We start from the raw sequence: 18,541 nt of genomic DNA, 5'->3' as shown, positions 1-18,541 counted from the left end.
CGGCGCGCTTACGCCTGCAGGAACGCGAGCAGCTCGGCGTTGATGCGATCGGCGTTCACGACGCACATCCCGTGCGCGCCGCCCTCGATCACCTTCAGCACCGCGTGCTTGACGATTTTCGACGACAGCCGCGCCGAATCGTCGATCGGCACGATCTGGTCGTCGTCGCCGTGCAGCACGAGCGTCGGCACGTCGAACTTCTTCAGGTCCTCGGTGTAGTCGACTTCGGAGAACTCCTTCACGCACAGATACTGGCCGTGAATGCCGCCCATCATCCCCTGCGACCAGAACGCGTCGATCGTGCCCTGCGACACCTTCGCGTTCGGGCGATTGAAGCCGAAGAACGGCACCGCGAGATCCTTGTAGAACTGCGAACGGTTCTCCGCGACGTTCTTGCGGATGCCGTCGAACACGTCCATCGGCAGGCCGCCCGGATTGGTCGGCGATTTCACCATCTGCGGCGGCACCGCGCCGATCAGCACGGCCTTCGCCACGCGCTTCGTGCCGTGACGGCCGATATAGCGCGCGACTTCGCCGCCGCCGGTGGAGTGGCCGACAAGCGTGGCTTCGCGCACGTCGAGCGCATCGAGCAGCGCGGCGAGATCGTCCGCGTACGTGTTCATGTCGTTGCCGCGCGACGGCTGGCTGGAGCGGCCGTGACCGCGGCGGTCGTGCGCGATCACGCGATAGCCGCGCTGCACGAGGAACAGCATCTGCGCATCCCACGCGTCCGCGCACAGCGGCCAGCCGTGCGAGAACACGACCGGGCGGCCGCTGCCCCAGTCCTTGAAGTAGATCTGCGTGCCGTCCTTGGTGGTGATGGTGTTCATCGTCTGCGCGCCTGCATGGGCTGAAGAGGGGCTGTGGGACGGCGTGCCGGCGGCGGCCGCCATCGCGGGCAGCGCGGCTGCGGCAACGGCCGTCGCGCCGGCGAGCAGCATGTCGCGGCGGCGGGCCGACGCAACGGCATCGGTCGGTTCGGGATGCATCTGGACTCCTGGGGTATGCGGCGGCGAGGCCGCACGGGATGGTGGATCGGTGGCGGCCGGCCGCGGCCATCCCGCCCGGCAGCCGTCCGGCGTGCGCCGCCGCGCGGCGACTGGCGCGCGCGGACGAACGAATGCCGTCGGGAGCGTATCCCGATGCGGTGCGCGCCGTACTGAAATCCGGCTGAATTTTCTTGAACGCCGCGGCGCCGCGCGCGAATTTGCCGCATTGCAGAAAAATTAAGCGCGGGACAGGGACTCTTCAGCGCGCGGCGGCTATCGTCAACATCGGGTCACCGCCACACGTTGCGCGCCACGCGAACGGGCCGGCAGGGCCCGCGCCGCCCGTCACCTGCCTGGATATGCCGCCATGGACGCCTTCAATCGCTGGGAGCACATGATCACGTCGCTCGGACCGATGCCCGTCGCGGGCGTCCGGATGCTGCCGATGCCGCGCACGCGGGACACGGACGGCGCGCGTCGCCCGCATCGGGACGATGCGCCGGTGCCGTCGAGCGGCGACGTGCGCCGCCGCAGCGCGATCGTCGCCGTCGAGCGGCAGACCGATTCGTCGATGCTGGTGTCGTGGAGCGATCCGACCCGCTGCCGCTACGACGAACAACGCTGGATCTGCGCGAAGGCGCGCAGGCTGGCACGCTGCGCGCTCACCGGGCAGCCGATCCGGATCGGCGACGCGATCTACAAACCCCAGTGGCGCGGCGAGAAACGCCCCGCGAACTGCCGTGAGATGGTTCTCGCGACGGCGCTCGAGCAGTTCGTCGCCCGGCAGTCCCGGGCATGACGCGCCGCGCCGCACGCTTCGGCCGCGTCCGCGGCTTCCCTACCCGCAAGGAACCCTCATGAGCACGTTCACCACCCGCGACGGCGTGTCGATTCACTACAAGGACTGGGGCAGCGGCCGCCCGGTCGTGTTCATTCACGGCTGGCCGCTGAACGCCGACATGTGGGACGTGCAGATGCATCATCTCGCGTCGCACGGCCTGCGCTGCATCGCGTACGACCGGCGCGGCTTCGGGCGGTCCGGTCAACCGTGGAGCGGATACGACTACGACACGCTGGCCGACGATCTCGCGACGCTGCTCGACACGCTCGACCTGCATGACGTGACGCTCGTCGGCTTTTCGATGGGCGGTGGGGAGGTCGCGCGCTACATCGGCCGGCACGGCACGCGCCGAATCGCGAAGGCGGTGCTGATCGGCTCGGTGACGCCGCTCGTCGCGCGCCGCGACGATCATCCGGAAGGGGTGGACGTCGCGGTATTCGACGGCATCCGCGCGGGCATCGTGGCCGATCGCGCGGCGTTTTTCGACGGCTTCTGGCCGCTCTTTACCGGCTCGAACCGCGGCGGCTCGACGGTGTCGCGGGCGGCGCTGGGGTGGACGTCGGTCATGGCGCTGCAGGGCGGGCTGAAGGGCACGCTCGATTGCGTCCGCGCGTTTTCCGAAACCGATTTCCGCGCCGACCTGCAACGGTTCGACGTGCCGACGCTCGTGATTCACGGCGACGACGACCAGACGGCGCCGCTCGCGCTGACCGGCGCCGCCACCGCGAAGCGCGTCCCGCATGCGACGCTGAGCGTCTACGAAGGCGGCCCGCACGCGCTCTACCTGACGCACGCGGCCAGGCTGAACGACGAACTGCTGGCGTTCGCGCAGGCCTGAGCCGGCGCCGCAGGCCGGCCCGGCCTGCGGCGAATCGCGCGCAAACGCGGGCAAACGAGCCGACGGATATTCGGCGGCCACAATAGAGGCGTCTGAAATAAACCGGCCGGTCAATCAAAACGAAAATGCGCCGCATTGCGCCGAGCGAAAATCATTTCGTCTGATATAACGAAATCGCATTTATCGGCGCATCCACGATTTGCACATGAAACGTGCGTGACCCTGCCGCATGTCGGTGCGGGGGCGAAAAGCAGCGTTTCCCGACGGCATTGTTCGTCATTTCAAAAAATTCGTGTCGTTCATTCTGATAATTTGAATCATTCGACCATGCAAATACCGTAGCATTGATGCCGAACCGGCCCCCGATTTCAGTGGGGCGCCGTTGAATGTCACCCTCAAGAAATTCTCATGATCCGGATTGGAACACTTCACGTTTTTCTCGACAGACGTGAAATTCGTTCGAACGGCAAGCTGCTGCGCATCGGCAGCCGCGCATTCGAAATTCTCGAGCTGTTGATTCGGGCGGACGGTGCGCTGGTATCGAAAGACGACATCATGCAGCGCGTATGGCCGCACACCGTCGTCGAGGAAAACAACCTGCAGGTGCACATCGCTTCGCTGCGCAAGGCGCTGGCCGGCGACCGGAACCTGATCGTGACGGTGCCCGGCCGCGGCTATCGTCTGGTCGTCGGGCAGGACGACGGCGACGCGCCCGTGCGTCCCGCGATGGGGCGGCCGTCCGCCGCGCCGAGCGCGTTGTTCGGCCGCGAACAGACGGTCGCCGACGTGCTGACCGCGCTGCAGGGCGCGCGCGTCGTGACGCTGGTCGGCGCGGGCGGCATCGGCAAGACGCGGGTCGCGATCGAAGCGGCGGCGCGCGCCGCCGCACGTTTTCCGGAAGGCACCGTATTCGTTTCGCTCGCCACCGTCGCGTGTCCCCGCTTCGTGCCCGATGCGCTCGCCGGCGCGTTCGGCATCACGCAGCCGATCGGCTCGCTGACGCTCGAAGCGGTGCTCGCCAGCGTCGCGCGTCGGCGGATGCTGCTCGTGCTCGACAATTGCGAGCACCTGCTCGACGCCGCCGCGCAGATCGCGAGCGCGCTCACCGATGCGGACGACGGGCTGTGCGTGCTCGCGACGAGCCGGGAATCGCTGCGCATCCACGGCGAGCGCGTGTGCCCGGTGCCGCCGCTCGACGTGCCCGACGAAGGGGCCGGCGATCGCGAAGCGATGAGCGCGAGCGCGGTGCAGTTGTTCGCGGCGCGTGCGCGCGCGGCCGATCCGCGTTTTCCGCTCGATGCGCGCAGCCTGTCGTTGATGGCGTCGGTCTGCCGCCGCCTCGACGGCCTGCCGCTCGCGATCGAACTGGCTGCGGCCCGCGCCGCCGTGCTGGGCATCGACGTGCTGGCCGCCCATCTCGACGATCACTTTCGGCTGCTGACCGGCGGTTTTCGCACCGCGTTGCCGCGCCATCAGACGCTGCAGGCGATGGTCGACTGGAGCTACCGGTTGCTCGGCGACGCCGAGCGCCTGCTGCTGCGATGGCTCGGCGTGTTTCGCGACGGCTTCTCGATCGAGGCCGTGCGCGAGGTCGTCGGCGCTAACGGGCTGGCCGGCGCCGACCTGCTCGATACGATCGCCGGCCTCGTGTCGAAGTCGCTGCTGATCCTCGAGACCGCACACGGCGCACCGCGCTACCGGCTGCTGACGACCACGCGCGCCTACGCGCAACAGCAGCTCGACAGTCACGGCGAAGGGGCGGCTGCCGCGCGCGCGCATGCGACCTACTTCCTCGCGTTGTTCCGGCGCGCGGCCCACGGTGGCGGCGAGCCGCGCGGCGAGGCCGGCAGCACGACCCGGCTCGATGCGGTGCGGCGCGAGCTCGGCAATCTGCGGGCCGCGCTCGACTGGGCGTTTTCGGCACAGGGCGACGCGGCGCTCGGCACCGCGCTCGCGGCCGTCGCGGTGCCTTGCCTGTTTGATCTGTCGCTCGTCGACGAATGCCGCGAGCGGGCGCGCGTCGCGCTCGATGCGATGCGCGACGCGGACGCGACCCCGGTGTCCGACGATGCGCGCGTGCGGTTGCTGGCCGCGTATGCGGCCGCGCTCGCGCATACCGCAGGGTCGACACAGGTCGTGCACAATGCGTGGTCGGAGGTGCATGCGCTCGGACTCGATGCGGCCGAGGCCGAGCGGCCGACGCGCGAGTCGTGACGCCGGGTTCGTCGCGCGTCTCCGATGCTTCAGAACGATTCAGCCCGGTTACAGGACGGCGGCAGGCGGCACGCGTAGATTGCGTGGACGGAGGGCGCCCGCACTCCGTCGGCACGCGTGCGCGCCGACCCCGCGCGCTCGCCGACATCGCGCGACATCACTGAACGCCGGCGCGGCGAAACGCCCCGGGGTGCACGTCGCCGCGCATCCCGCTCAATCGACGAACCGGCGCATGAAACCTGATCCTTCCGACCTTTCCCGTCACGCGACCGACCTCGGCCTGCTGTTCCTGCGTGTCGCCGCCAGCGTGCTGCTGCTCGTGGTGCACGGCTTGCCGAAGATCGTCCATTACACGGCCGAAGCCGCGGCCATCGAAGATCCGTTCCATCTCGGCCGCACGCTGTCGATCCTGTTCGCGATCTTCGCGGAGGTCGTGTGCCCGATCTTCATGATCGTCGGTCTGTACCCGCGGCTGGCGGCGCTGCCGGTGATGGTCGTCACGCTCGTCGCGCTGGTGTTCGTCCATCCGGACTGGCCGCTGCGCGACGCGCAGTTCGCGTGGATGCTGCTGATCCTGTTCGGCACGATCGCGATCGCGGGCGCCGGCCGCTATGTGTTGCCGTTGCCGGGCATCGTGCGTCGGCGTGACTAGCCGCAGCCCGCGCGTCGGCGGGCAGCACGCGATGTGCCTGACGATGCCGTTCCCGCGGCGAGCTGCGTGCTGCCGCTTCGCCCTTTTCGCGCGCCGCGCTGGCGCTCCGACATGTTGAATTTCTCCGATACGGCGATCTACGGTGCGCCGATCGTGCTCGCCGATCTCGCCGCGTGGCGGCTGTTCGCGCGCGATCGCCCCGTGGTTCGCGCGATCCGGCGCTGCGCGGCGTTCGCCGCGCTGAGCGCGGTGCTGTTCGCGACCGGCGTCAGCCCGCTCGCCGTTCCCGCGTCGCTCGGCGGGCTCGACCGGATCGTGGTCCAGGCCGTGTGCATCGCGTGGTGGCTCCAGTGCGCGATCGTGTTCAGCCTGCTGCTCAATCATCTGCTGCTGCCGCGTGCGTGGCACAGCCAGCGGCTCTTTCACGACATCGCCGCGGGCATCGTGTTCGGCGCGGCCGCGGTGGCCGCGCTGGGCTACGTGCTCGGCCTGCCGTTGAGCGGTCTGGTCGCGACCTCCGGCGCGGTCGCGGTGATCCTCGGTCTCGCGCTCCAGAACACGCTGAACGACGTGTTCTCCGGGCTCGTGCTGAACACCACGCAACCGTTCAGGCTCGACGATACGGTGTCGATCGGCGAGCTCGAAGGGCGGATCGTCGAGAGCAACTGGCGTTCGACGAAGCTGATCGACAACCTCGGCAACCTGGTCGTCGTGCCGAACAGCTCGGCGGCGCGCGCCACCATCGTGAACCTGAGCGAGCCGGCCGGCCTGCACGGCGTCACGCTCGTGCTCGACCTCGATCCCGCGGTGCGGCCGGCCGTCGCCGTCGGCGCACTGGAGCGGGCCGCGGCGAGTTCGCTCGACGTGCTCGCGCGCCCCGCGCCGATCGCCGTCGTGAAGGCGTTCCGCGCGAACGCGATCCAGTACGAACTCGTCTGCTACGTCGACGCGCTGCAGAAGAAAACGACCGTGCGCAACGCGCTCTACGATCTCGCGCATCGGCACCTGGCCGCGGCGGGCGTCGTGTGGCGGCCGCTCGTGGGGCCGGCGCCGGTGTCCGCATCGTCGTCGACGTCGCAAGCGGATCCGGTATCGCGTCGGCTGCTGCTGTTGCGCGCGGTCGAACTGTTCGCGCGCGTCGACGACGACGATCTGGCCGTGCTGGCCGATGCGCTGGTTTCGCGTTCGTTCGGCAAGGGCGACGTGATCTATGCGTCGAATTCGGAGTCGCGCGTGCTGACGATCGTCGAATCGGGTGTCGCGGCGGTGTTCGTGCCGGGCGCGTCCGGCGACGTCGAAGTCCGGCGGATGGCGCCGGGCGATGCGATCGGGCAGTCGGTCGTGCTCGCCGGCACGCGGCTTCACGCGACCGTCCACGCGGTGACCGCGATGACCGTGCATCAGCTTCGCAGCGAGGATCTGTCGGCGCTGATCGGCCGGAAGCCGGCGCTCGGCAGGCTGATGTGCGAGTCGCTCACCGACCATATCGCGACCGAGGAACGAATGATGATTCCGCCGGTCGAGAAGGCGCACGCGGGGTTCAGCCTGATCGGCTGGCTCGAGAAGGAAATGAAGCGGCTGCACGATTCGCTCGGCTGACGCCGGGGTGGGCCGCGAGGGGCCGGCAGCGGGGGGATCGGCATGCGCTTTTTTTCACGGCGCGTGGCGCCGTGCCGGGGGCGCTGGATGACGCGCGCTGCCGGGCCGTCAGCCATCGACGAGGCGGCCGCGCGCGCGACCCCGCCGTGCCGCCGGGCCGTGAACGCGCGCGTCAGTCCGGCGTCGTGAAGCGTTCGACGAGATCGGGCTGGTCGAGTTGCTCGACCCACCAGTGCAGCGCGCGGCCGGCCTCGTCGCCGCGCCACGCGAGATAGCAGTGCGTGGTGTCGCGCATGCCCGTCACCTGCCGCGCGACGAGCTTGCCGTCGGCGATCGCGCGCGCCGCGATGCATTCCGGCAGGGTGCCGACCGCGAGCCCTTCGCATTGCGCTTCGAGTTTCGCGGCCAGCGTCGGGACCGCGAGGGTCGGCTGGCCCGCATCGATCGCGACCGACTGCGGCTGCAATTCGCGCGACGTATCGCTGATCACCGCGCCGCGATACCGAACGACCGACGCCATCGCCAGCGGTTCGGGCATCGATGCGAGCGGATGGGTCGGCGCGACCGCGAACACGTGTTTCAGCGAGCCGATCGGCCGCGCGACGATGCCCGGCAATTCCGGCGGTTCGCCCGCCGCGCCGACGACGAGATCGGCCCGACGCGAAATCAGCGCATCCCACGCGCCGCCGAGCACTTCGGTCGACAAACGCAGCCGCGTGTCCATCCCGAGCGCGTAGAACCGGTGCACGTACGGCCACAGCGCATCGAACGGCAGAATTTCGTCGATACAGACACGCACTTCCGTTTCCCAGCCCTGTTGCGCACGCAGCGCCTTCATTTCGAGTTGCTCGGCCGCGCGCAGCAGGCGCCGGCCTTCCTCGACGACGATGCGTCCCGCATGCGTGAGCTTCGCGCGGCGTCCGCTGCGGTCGAACAGCGCCACGCCGAGATCGCTTTCGAGTTTCTGCACCAGGTAGGTCAGCGCGGATGGCACGCGATGCAGCAGTTCCGCGGCTTCGGCAAAGGTTCCGGTGCGGTCGATCGCGTCCAGGGCTTCGAGCGCTTCGAATGACAGCTTCATCGCGGATTCCGGTAGAGGTGGCTGGCGCATCATACCAGCGCCGGGGCGGCATGAGCAGCGTGCGTCGCCGCGATTTGCTAGAGTGGCGGGTATCGTCATTCGCGATCCGCATCGCCCCATGAGCGCCCCTCAGCCGGACACCGCACCGTCCGATTTCCTCCCCGCCGACGTCAGGCAGACCGTCGTCACGCAAGCGTTGCCGCACGGGCAAATCGGTATCGTCCGACTCCAGAGCTTGCGCCGGAACATGGGGCTGACCGCACCGTACGAACTCGAGAATACGGATCTCATCGTATTGCAGTTGCGTCCGTTCGGCGAACAGGATCTGTGGCTCGATGGCCGCCCCGCGCCGTTCGTCCCGTATGACGCGGGAACCGTGTCGATCTACGATCTCGACCGTCGCTGGGTGGCCGACCTCAAGGGCGCGTTCGATTGCCTGCATTTCCACCTGCCGCGCCACACGCTCGAGGAAACGGTCGACGACCTCGGCGGCCGGCAGCGGCCGCAGCTTTACCTGCCGCCGCATCTGAGCACCCACGACTCGATCATCCACGCGCTCGGCCAGTCGCTACTGCCGGCGCTGGCCCGGCCGGGCGAAGCATCGCAGATCTTCATCGATCACGTGGGGCTGGCGTTTCAGGCACACGTCGCGCACCGTTACGGCGGCGTCGGCGAACGGCGGGAAAGGTCGGACGGCAAGCTCACGCCGTCGCAGGCGCGCCGTGCGCAGGAGCTGTTGCTCGCGCACCTCGACGGCAACATCGGGCTGGCCGACGTCGCGAGCGCGTGCGGGCTGTCCCGCAGCCATTTCGTCAAGGCGTTTCATCGAACGACCGGGCTGCCGCCGCATCGCTGGCTCGTCGTGCAGCGCGTCGAACGGGCGAAGGAATGGATGCGCAACCCGAACGTGCCGTTGAGCATGATCGCCGTTGCGTGCGGCTTCGCCGATCAGAGCCATTTCTCGCGAACCTTTGCGCGATTGACCGGTGTCACGCCACGCCGGTGGCGCGCGGACCATACGTGAGCGTCGCGATACGACGGAGGCGGGGCGCGCGGCATGACACACGCGGCGACGTGCAGGCATGCGACTTGCGTGCGAGCACGGGCCGCATCACTTCGGAGGTTTTCATGAAACGACACTGGCCGCGACAATCGATGCTCGCGATAGGTGTGTTCGCAACGTTCGGCTTGCATGCCGCCATCGCATCGGCGGCAGCCGACGTGTCGATCAGCCGGGCCGATTACGGGACGACCGCGAGCGGGCAGGCGGTGAGCCAGTACACGCTCGCGAACCGGCACGGCGTGACGCTGAAAGTGATCACGTACGGCGGCATCGTGACGGCGCTCGACGTGCCGGACCGCACCGGCCACGTTGCCGACATCGTGCTCGGCTTCGATTCGCTGCGCGACTACGAAGCGCACAACGGCAACATCCATTTCGGCGCGCTGATCGGCCGGTATGCGAACCGCATCGCGGGCGGGCGTTTCGCGCTCGACGGCAAGACGTGGAGGCTGCCGGTCAACGACGGGCCGAACACGCTGCACGGCGGCCCCGACAGTTTCGACGCGAAGGTGTGGAAGGTCACCGGCAAGCACAGCGACGCGGCCGGTTCGAGCGTCACGCTGCGCTACGTGAGCCCCGACGGCGAGAACGGCTTCCCCGGCACGTTGACGACGGACGTGACCTACACGCTGACCCGCGACGACCAGATCCGCATCGACTACCGCGCGACGACCGACAAGGACACGGTCGTCAACCTGACCAACCATAGCTACTTCAATCTGGCGGGGCACGCCGGCGGCAGCGTCGAGCGGCAACTGATCGAGATCGCCGCCTCGCGTTTCACGCCGACCGACGATACGTCGATTCCGACCGGGCAACTGACGAGCGTCGCGGGCACGCCGATGGATCTGCGCCAGTTGACGCCGATCGGCGCGCATTTGCGCGATGCGTATCCGCAGTTGGCGATCGCGCATGGCTACGACCAGAACTGGGTGCTCGACCAGGGCGGCCAGCCGGCGCCCGCGTTTGCCGCGCGCGCCTACGACCCGGCGTCCGGGCGTTTCCTCGAGCTGTACACGACGCAGCCGGGGCTGCAGTTCTATACGGCCAACGGGTTGAACGGCAGCGTCGCGGGCAAGGGCGGGACCGCCTACCGGCAAACCGATGCGTTCGCGCTGGAAGCCGAGCATTTTCCCGATTCGCCGAATCGCCCGGCCTTCCCGTCGACGGTGCTCAAGCCGGGCGACACGCTGCACGAAGTGACGGTGTGGCGGGTGGGCGCGCGCTGAGCGTCGGCGCTGGCGCGCGCGTGTCGGTCACACGTTGATCGTGCCGCGCCCGATTTCGATCACGCGCCCGCCGACGCCGATTTTGCCCGCCGCATCGACCGACAACCGCAGCACGCAAGGCCGGCCGACGGCTTCGCCTTGCTCGACCCGAAACGCGGCCGGCAGATCGTGACTGGCGGCAAGCAGCCAACCGCCCAGGTTCGCACAGGCCGAACCGGTGCCCGGATCTTCCGACACGCCGCCGCCCTGCTTCACGAAGAAGTAGCGGGACACGACCGTTCCCGGCCGTTCGGCGTCGAACGCGAATACATAGGCGGTCTTCCGGCCGAGGCTGCTTCGCGGCCAGATGTCGAGGTGCGCGCTGTCGGGCTGCGCGCGTCGCACGGCGGCCGGGTCCTTGAGCGCGACCAGCAACTGGTCGGCGCCGGTGTCGACCCACAGCGGCGGCGCGAGCAGGTCGTCCTCGGCGAGCCCGAGCAGCGCCGCGATCCGCGCATCGGACAACGTGCACGGCGCCGTGTTCGGCATGCCGACGTGCGGGGCGACGAAGGTCCACACGTCGTCGCGCGCGGTGGCGTCGACGACGCCGGCCTTGAATTCCAGCGTCAGCGCATCGCCTGCGTTGAGCCGCTCGCGCACGACGTGCGCGGTGCCGAGCGTCGGATGGCCCGCGAACGCCATCTCGTAGCCGGGCGTGAAGATGCGCACGCGTGCATGCGCCCGCTCGGACGGCAGCACGAAGGTCGTCTCCGACAGGTTGAACTGCACGGCGAGCGCCTGCATGGTCGCGTCGTCCATGCCGCGCGCATCGTCGAACACGCAAAGCGGATTGCCGCCGAACGTCGATTCGGCGAAGACGTTCAGCAGGCGGAAGGTGTAGGGGGTCATGGGCATTTCGTATGGATCGCAGCCGGGAAGGGCATGCCGTACGCCATTGTGCCTGCATGATTCGACGAAGGTGGCGGCACACGTGCCGTCCGGTTTTCATGCATGATCGGTGTGCACCGATTCGCTGATGGCGAGCCGGCAGCGGCAGTCGGTTTTTGCGCCGGAACAGACGATCACGTTCGAAGGGGTGCGATGAGCAATCGCGTGCGGCCCCGGCTTTCACGCATGCAGGAGGAAGACATGACATCCGACGAAGGCGTCCTGCATCCCCGCGACGCGCCTACCGGTTCACCGTACACCGCGCTGGAAACGATCGTGCGCGGCGTGGAAGCGCTCCGGATTCCCGCCGATACGGAGTGGCCCACGGCGCGGCTTTACCTCACGGACAACGACCGCCAGTGGAAATTCTCCGCCGTGCTGGTCCCGATCGTCGCGCGGCGCGAGCCGACGATCCTGCTCACCAAACGATCGTCGGGGCTCAGCGAATATTCGTCGCACGTGAGCTTCCCGGGCGGCCGCCCGACCGAGTCCGACGCGAGCATCGGCGCGACCGCATTGCGCGAGTCATTCGAGGAAATCGGCCTCGATCCCGCTGCGGTGCGCGTGATCGGCAGCCTGCCGATTCACAAGACCCGAAAGCGGAATCACGCGATCTTTCCGGTGGTCGGCATCGTGCCGGAAGCCGCCGCGTGGGCGGCCGCGCCGGCCGAAGTCGAGGAAATTTTCGAGTTCCCGTTCGCCGCGCTGCTGAATCCGGATCTGCCGCGGCAATACGCGGACGGCGAACGTGCCGGCGGCTGGTATTGGGCGGATCAGCCGCAGGACATCTGGGGAGTGACCGCGTTCATCCTGAAGTCGCTGGCCGGCCTCGCGCTCGATGCCGCGCGATGAACGCGTGCGTCGCGGTCGGCGTTCAGCGCACGTGAATGGCATCAATGCGACGACACGAACACCGCATCGTCGAACGCTTCCGGGATCGCGAAGCTCGCGCGCATGCGCTGCGCTTCCTTCGCCGGCGTCGAACCGAACAGGCGCTTGAACTCCCGGCTGAACTGCGACGGGCTCGTGTAGCCGACCGCGTAGCCGGCCGCCTCCGCCGTCAGGTCCTGGCGCACCATCAATAATCGCGCCTGATGCAGGCGCGTCGACTTCAGGTACTGCATCGGCGACACCTGCGTGATCGCCTTGAAGTGACTGTGAAAGCTCGGCACGCTCATGCCGGCTGCGTCGGCCAGTTGCGACACGTCGAGCGGCCGCGCGTAATCGGCGTGGATCATCCGCAACGATCGGCCGATCCGGCCGAATTGCCCGCGCATCGCCAGCGCGCTGCGCATCGCGTTGCCCTGCGCGCCGGTCAGCACGCGGAAATACAACTCGCGAAGCAGCGCCGGGCCGAGCACCGCGGCGTCGAGCGGCCGCTGCATCGCGTCGACGAAACGCAGCACCGATGCGTGCATCGCTTCGTCCATCGGCGTCGACATCATGCTCTTCGGCGCCTGCACGGTTTCCGCGACGCCGGCGCGGTCGATCTGCGCGGCGAGTTCGGCGGCCAGCGTGAAATCGAGGTGCAGGTACAGCGCGAGCAGCGGGCGCTCGGGCGTCGCGTCGGTCTCCATGCTGAACGGGACGGGCACGGACACGGCCAGGTAATGGTGTTCGTCGTACAGATAGCGCTCGCCGCCGAAGTAGCCGCGCTTCGACCCCTGGCACACGATCACGATGCCCGGGTCGTACAGCACCGGCGTGCGCGACAGCGCGCGGTTCGAGCGCAGGACGCGCACGCTCGGCAGCGCGGTCAGGTTGTAGCCCTCGTCGGGCGCCAGCGCGCGCAGCAGCGTCACCAGGCGCTTTCGGTCACGCGGCGACAGCAATGGAGGTCGGGCGGAGGCGGGCACTGTGCTCATAGTTTTGTGCAAGAAAATCAGCGGAATCGGGCTTATTCGGCGTCGTTCGTCAGACTAGTATGCACGCTTCAATCCACATTCGGGAGAAGCTCGCATGGCATCCGGCAACCTCATGCTCATTACCGGCGTCAGCAGCGGTTTCGGCCGCGCGCTGGCCCAGGAAGCGCTGGCCGCCGGTCACACGGTGGTCGGCACGGTACGCAGCGAGCAGGCGGCGCGCGCGTTCGAAGCGCTGTCCGCGCAGGCGGCCGTCGCGCGCGTGCTCGACGTGACCGATTTCGAGCGCATCGACGGCGTCGTCGCGGACATCGAGGCGAACGTCGGGCCCGTCGACGTGCTGGTGAACAACGCCGGTTACGGGCACGAAGGGATCATGGAGGAGTCGCCGCTCGACGCGATGCGGCGGCAGTTCGACGTGAACGTGTTCGGCGCGGTCGCGATGATGAAGGCCGTCGTGCCGTTCATGCGCGAGCGCCGGCGCGGCCGCATCCTGAACATCACGTCGATGGGCGGGCACATCACGATGCCGGGCATCGCGTACTACTGTGGCAGCAAGTTCGCGCTGGAAGGTATTTCCGAGACGCTCGTCAAGGAGCTCGAGCCGTTCGGCATCGCGGTGACGGCCGTCGCGCCGGGTTCGTTCCGCACCGACTGGGCCGGCCGCTCGATGGCGCGCACGCCGCGCTCGATCGCCGACTACGATGCGCTGTTCGACCCGATCCGCCGCGCGCGCGAGGAAAAAAGCGGCAAGCAGCCGGGCGATCCCGCGAAGGCCGCGCGGGCGATGCTCGCCGTGATGGCAGCGGACCATCCGCCCGCGCATCTGCTGCTCGGCAGCGATGCGTTGCGGCTCGTGCGCGATAAGCTGGCGGCGCTGGACGACGAAATCCGCGCGTGGGAAGCCGTCACAGTGTCGACGGACGGCTGACGCGCTGCGTCGTTCGTTTCCTGCCGGTGAATGATCGGCCATCGCATTGCACGATGGCGTCGCGGTTTCACAATAAAGCCGATAATGACGGCGGCCCGTTCGCCACGTTCATCCACCTCACAGGAGCACCGCGATGCCGTACGTCACCACGAAGGACAACGTCGAGATTTTCTACAAGGATTGGGGCCCGAAAGATGCGCAGCCCATCGTGTTCCACCACGGCTGGCCGCTGTCCAGCGACGACTGGGATGCGCAACTGCTGTTCTTCGTCCAGAACGGCTATCGCGTGATCGCGCACGACCGGCGCGGCCATGGCCGCTCGGCGCAGGTGTCGGACGGTCACGACATGGATCATTACGCGGCGGATGCATTCGCGGTCGTCGAGGCGCTCGACCTGCGCAATGCGGTGCATATCGGTCACTCGACCGGCGGCGGCGAAGTGGCGCGCTACGTCGCGAAGCACGGCGAGCCGGCCGGCCGCGTCGCGAAGGCCGTACTGGTCAGCGCGGTGCCGCCGCTGATGCTGAAAACCGAATCGAACCCCGAAGGCCTGCCGCTCGAGGTGTTCGACGGCTTCCGCAAAGCGCTCGCCGACAATCGCGCGCAGTTTTTCCTCGACGTGCCGAGCGGCCCGTTCTACGGGTTCAACCGCGAAGGTGCAACCGTGCATCAGGGCGTGATCCGCAACTGGTGGCGGCAGGGGATGGAAGGCAGCGCGAAGGCGCATTACGACGGCATCAAGGCGTTTTCGGAAACGGATCAGACCGACGACCTGAAGTCGATCTCCGTTCCGACGCTCGTGCTGCATGGCGAGGACGACCAGATCGTGCCGATCGCGGATGCCGCGCTGAAGTCGATCAAGCTGCTGAAGAACGGCACGCTGAAGACGTACCCGGGCTATTCGCATGGGATGCTGACGGTCAACGCCGACGTGCTCAACGCCGATCTGCTCGCGTTCGTGCGGGCGTAAGGATGGCGGCGCCGGCCCGCTGCGGCGGGCGGCGCCGTGATTGAAGGCGGGCGATCCGGCCGCTGCTGCGATCGCCCGCGCCGTGTTTTCACCCGCTAACCGTTGCGCAGGAATACGACATAACCGCGAAACCACGGATTCGACGCGAGATACGGCGGCGCATCCCACTCGCCGCCCTGGATCACGCCGATCCGAAACGGCAGTTGCAGCCGCGCGACGCGCGGCAGGTACGCGGCATAGTCGGGAATCGTGCGGCGGCCCTGGTAGGTCTGCACGACCACCTCGTCGACGATTCCCTTGAGCTGGTTGACCTGGTCGGTATCGATGCGGCTGCTCCAGTCGAGCAGCCCCGTGATGCTGAGCCGGCAATCGGCGGGCAACGTGTCGCGCAGCGTGCGCAGGAACGCGAGGTAATCCTGAAGATGACGCGTACCGGCATCGAAGTCGATCTGGATGCCGGCGATCGTGCGACCCGACGCACGCCAGCGTGCGAGCTGCGCGAGCATGATCTGCGTGACGCGCGGCGTCCAGCGCAGCGTATGCGCCCGATACACGAGCCACACGCGCGCATCGGGCGCGGGCGGCAGCGCGACGCCCTGCGCGATCACGCGCACCTGCGACTCGTCTTGCGGCGACGCTTCGATCTGTCCTTGCAGCACGTAGACGATGCGCGCACCGCGCACGACCGCCTGCGGCTTCACGCCCGCCCACAGCCAGAACGCGTCGTACCGCGCGGCGTCGACGGTGCCGCCGAGCGCGACGCGCGCGGCCAGCAGCAGCGCGACGCACGCGATGCGCTTCATGCGGCGCTTACCAGTAGTAGCGGAGCTTCTGCGCCCACGGGCTGCCCGGATAGGCGGTCTTCAGCGTGTCGAACCAGCGCTTGCGCGTGCTCTTCGGCACGTCCTTGCCGCCGCATTCGTTGGAGCCGCCCGGTGCATAGCACTTGATCGCGCGATAGAACGCGTACGCGCGGTCGTTCGGGTTCGCCTGCGTATCGGCCATCACCGTCACGTAGCTCGACATCCGCTCGTACGGCTTGCCCGCGAACTGCGACGGCGTCGCGCCGAGCGTCGGCGGCACGCGCGTGGCGGCCGTATTCGACGCGTTGCGGATCCACAGCGGCACCGGATCGCTTTCGAGGCCGGGCATGGGCGGATGCAGCCGCACGAAATCGGCGAGGCAGTTCAGCCCTTTCGGATCGGCGGGATTCTGCTGCAGCGTCGCGGCGATGTCGCGCGCCGACAGGCACGTGTAGCCGTCTTCGTTTTTCGCGCCGGCCGCGACGAACGGCTTCACCGGATCGGTGGGCGTGCCGGGCACCAGCGCGGTATCGGCGAGGAAGTCCGCGTAGTGCGAACGCGTGAGCTCCTTGTACAGCAACGTGTACAGCGCGGTGCTGCGCAGCGCGCCGGTGGTCGCCTGATTCTGCGCCTGCGCGCGCAGCAGGTCGGCATTGGCCGTGCGCTGCAGCAGCACCCCGCGGATCGCGGCGTTCTGCACGGGCGAATCGTCGGCGAACGCGTCGTTGACGAGCCCGGCCTGCTCCAGGTTGATCGCGAGCGCGAGTTCGAGCATTTCGCGCTGGAAGCGGAACGTCGCGAGCGGGATCAGGTCGCGCCACAGCTGGCGGGCCTTGTCGTTCTGGCCGCTGTCCTCCAGCGCGAACCCGCGCAGCGCCTGCTGGCTCAGCCCGAAGTAGTCGAGCGGCGCGGCGGGCGTCTGCGGCAACAGGTCGAGGGCGGCGTCCGGCTTGTGCCCGAGCTGCACGTACCAGGTCGCGAGCAGGTAGTCGTACAGCGCGGGCGCGTTCGCGAAGCGCGGCTTCTGCGCCTGCAGCTCGTCCAGCGTCATCGGCTTGCGGCTCGCATCGGTGCTGTCCGACGTGCGCATGCGCTGCAGGTCGACGGTGGCGAGCACGGTCGGCGACTGGATCTGGCGCGCGTCGAATTCCGACCCGAACAGCAGCTTGCTGTCGAGTTCGTTCGCCAGTTGCATCAGCGGCACGTTCGACGTCGCCGGCGACCAGCGCGCGAGCGCATGGCCGTACAGGTCCGCCTGCTGCGTGACATTGCCGCCGAGCCACGCGACCCGTCGCAACAGCCCGCTCGCGGACACCGCGTAGCGCCCCTTCGGATACACCTTCAGGTAGGTCTGGAACACCGTGTTCGCCGCGTCGAGCGATACCTTCGTCACGCGCGCGCGCGTCGGCGTCGGGCTGTCGTTGTCGAATGCGTTGGCTTGCGCGGCGTTCAACTGCGCGCGCCCGGCCATGTACAGGCCGGTTTCCTTCAGCCACGGGTCCGCGCTGTGCGAGGCGTTCGCGAACGCGCGGGTCGCGGTGAGGAAGTCGGCGCGGTAGAACGCGTTCGTGCCGTCGAGGTACGCGGCGAACTGCTGGCCGAGCGGCGACTTGACCGGCGGCTTCGTCCACGCGGCACTCGCGCCGCCCGCGGCACAGGTCTTCTGCGCGATGTCGGCGCGCGCCGCGCGCAGGCGCGCGGCTTCGTCGGCGGGCAGGCCGCCGGCGCCGCCCAGTGCATCGTTGAACGCGTCCGCGCCCGCGCTCATGCTGCGGCAGATGCTGCCTTCGCCGTCCGCGTACCGGTTCGACGACGCATCGGCATCCACCCCGCCGCCGGTCTTGTCGGGCGCCTTCTGGCCGATGTCGATCCATCCGGAGAAGTCCATCGGGAACGGCACGATGATCCGGTCGATCCGCTCTTTCGCGGGGATGGTCTTCGGGTCGGGAAACACCTGCGCGACCTTGGCGCTGTCGACCATCATCAGCATCGCGTTGATGCGCGTGTCGTTGGCGGGCGTCAGCATCGGTACGTTGCCGCACGAGTAGGACGTCTGCCGGAGCGTGTTCGGCACGTAGCAGCCGTCGTCTCCGCTCGCATGGGCGGCCGGCATCCACAGCAGGCTGGCCGCCAGCGCGGCGAACAGGTTTCGGTTCAGCGTCGGGTTTCTTGGCATTTTTCTTGTGTCGGGTAGGGGGCCGCGACGGCCGGTTCTCTCAGGGGGCGCGTTGCCCCGGCGCGTATCGTACCTCACGGGCCGTCATGTCCGGCAGTGTGCCGGCCTGCCAGCCGCGCCGGGGGCCGGCGCCCGCGAAACGGAAATCCACTCAGTGTGGACGCAACGCCACCTTGAATCCGGATCGCTTGAATTAAGATGCAGCCGGCAGTGGCGGACGTCCGACGATGGACGACCTGACGGGGGCCGCGCTGCACGACGGGGAGGGCTGCCGAAAGTGGCATTCGCGTCGATCCGCACGACGGAAGCGATCATGAAATGGACACGGGAAGATGCCGGTTTCCATGCCTTTTCAATAGCATTGCT

General features: G+C 68.3%; 16 protein-coding genes. 10 read left to right on the top strand and 6 right to left on the bottom strand.

Translation table 11 applies throughout. From position 1 onward, the window contains the following. Nucleotides 1-8: 8 nt before the first annotated feature. A complete protein-coding gene (locus tag KR541_RS34390) occupies nt 9-830 on the bottom strand; it encodes an alpha/beta fold hydrolase (protein WP_175978571.1) in 822 nt (273 codons plus the stop codon). Between the two features lie 526 nt (nt 831-1,356). Between KR541_RS34390 and KR541_RS34385 the strand changes: the two genes are divergently transcribed. From KR541_RS34385 to KR541_RS34365, 5 genes are all read left to right on the top strand, one after another. Then, entirely contained in the window at nt 1,357-1,788 is a 432-nt protein-coding gene (locus tag KR541_RS34385) for a DUF3331 domain-containing protein (RefSeq protein WP_050014141.1), read from the top strand. 58 nt (nt 1,789-1,846) lie between these two features. Further along, nucleotides 1,847-2,668: an alpha/beta fold hydrolase gene (locus tag KR541_RS34380; RefSeq protein WP_050014142.1), complete on the top strand. Its 822-nt coding sequence runs from the start codon at nt 1,847-1,849 to the stop codon at nt 2,666-2,668. Nucleotides 2,669-3,076: 408 nt separating this feature from the next. Then, nucleotides 3,077-4,882, top strand: a complete 1,806-nt coding sequence (locus KR541_RS34375) for an ATP-binding protein (protein ID WP_216090160.1) — start codon at nt 3,077-3,079, stop codon at nt 4,880-4,882. A gap of 232 nt (nt 4,883-5,114) precedes the next feature. Then, nucleotides 5,115-5,534, top strand: a complete 420-nt coding sequence (locus KR541_RS34370; protein WP_050014144.1) for a DoxX family protein — start codon at nt 5,115-5,117, stop codon at nt 5,532-5,534. A 111-nt stretch (nt 5,535-5,645) separates the two neighbouring features. Continuing rightward, the gene (locus KR541_RS34365) at nt 5,646-7,133 is read left to right on the top strand and encodes a mechanosensitive ion channel family protein (RefSeq protein WP_216090159.1); all 1,488 of its coding nucleotides are present in this window, start codon (nt 5,646-5,648) and stop codon (nt 7,131-7,133) included. A gap of 172 nt (nt 7,134-7,305) precedes the next feature. Here the strand turns inward: KR541_RS34365 and KR541_RS34360 are convergent, their stop codons facing one another. Further along, nucleotides 7,306-8,214 (bottom strand): LysR family transcriptional regulator, encoded by a 909-nt coding sequence (locus tag KR541_RS34360; protein ID WP_089471125.1) that lies wholly within the window; start codon nt 8,212-8,214, stop codon nt 7,306-7,308. 118 nt (nt 8,215-8,332) lie between these two features. Here KR541_RS34360 and KR541_RS34355 point away from each other — a divergent pair, with 118 nt between their 5' ends. After that, nucleotides 8,333-9,238: a helix-turn-helix transcriptional regulator gene (locus KR541_RS34355; protein ID WP_050014147.1), complete on the top strand. Its 906-nt coding sequence runs from the start codon at nt 8,333-8,335 to the stop codon at nt 9,236-9,238. 104 nt (nt 9,239-9,342) lie between these two features. Further along, entirely contained in the window at nt 9,343-10,506 is a 1,164-nt protein-coding gene (locus tag KR541_RS34350) for an aldose epimerase family protein (protein ID WP_216090158.1), read from the top strand. Between the two features lie 27 nt (nt 10,507-10,533). Here KR541_RS34350 and KR541_RS34345 read toward each other — a convergent pair whose 3' ends face one another. Further along, the gene (locus KR541_RS34345; protein WP_216090157.1) at nt 10,534-11,394 is read right to left on the bottom strand and encodes a PhzF family phenazine biosynthesis protein; all 861 of its coding nucleotides are present in this window, start codon (nt 11,392-11,394) and stop codon (nt 10,534-10,536) included. Nucleotides 11,395-11,634: 240 nt separating this feature from the next. Here KR541_RS34345 and KR541_RS34340 point away from each other — a divergent pair, with 240 nt between their 5' ends. Next, nucleotides 11,635-12,285 carry an NUDIX hydrolase gene (locus KR541_RS34340; protein WP_245170479.1) on the top strand — a complete coding sequence of 217 codons (651 nt, stop codon included), beginning with the start codon at nt 11,635-11,637 and terminating at the stop codon, nt 12,283-12,285. 41 nt (nt 12,286-12,326) lie between these two features. On the opposite strand, the gene KR541_RS34335 is transcribed toward KR541_RS34340, so the two are convergent. Further along, a complete protein-coding gene (locus KR541_RS34335; protein ID WP_050014150.1) occupies nt 12,327-13,298 on the bottom strand; it encodes an AraC family transcriptional regulator in 972 nt (323 codons plus the stop codon). 94 nt (nt 13,299-13,392) lie between these two features. Here KR541_RS34335 and KR541_RS34330 point away from each other — a divergent pair, with 94 nt between their 5' ends. Both KR541_RS34330 and KR541_RS34325 read left to right on the top strand, forming a co-directional pair. Next, nucleotides 13,393-14,226 (top strand): oxidoreductase, encoded by an 834-nt coding sequence (locus tag KR541_RS34330; protein ID WP_050014151.1) that lies wholly within the window; start codon nt 13,393-13,395, stop codon nt 14,224-14,226. A gap of 133 nt (nt 14,227-14,359) precedes the next feature. Beyond that, nucleotides 14,360-15,196 (top strand): alpha/beta fold hydrolase, encoded by an 837-nt coding sequence (locus KR541_RS34325; protein ID WP_050014152.1) that lies wholly within the window; start codon nt 14,360-14,362, stop codon nt 15,194-15,196. A gap of 95 nt (nt 15,197-15,291) precedes the next feature. Here the strand turns inward: KR541_RS34325 and KR541_RS34320 are convergent, their stop codons facing one another. Further along, the gene (locus tag KR541_RS34320) at nt 15,292-15,999 is read right to left on the bottom strand and encodes a DUF3142 domain-containing protein (RefSeq protein ID WP_050014153.1); all 708 of its coding nucleotides are present in this window, start codon (nt 15,997-15,999) and stop codon (nt 15,292-15,294) included. A 7-nt stretch (nt 16,000-16,006) separates the two neighbouring features. Continuing rightward, nucleotides 16,007-18,175, bottom strand: coding sequence for a PA5441 family protein (locus tag KR541_RS34315; RefSeq protein ID WP_216090156.1), 2,169 nt, complete (start codon nt 18,173-18,175; stop codon nt 16,007-16,009). Nucleotides 18,176-18,541: the final 366 nt, after the last annotated feature.

The organism is Burkholderia sola (assembly GCF_905400185.1).
In the GTDB taxonomy this organism is placed as follows: domain Bacteria; phylum Pseudomonadota; class Gammaproteobacteria; order Burkholderiales; family Burkholderiaceae; genus Burkholderia; species Burkholderia sola.
The sequence above is the reverse complement of the archived record's forward strand: the minus strand, read 5'-3'. Positions and strand labels throughout refer to the sequence as shown.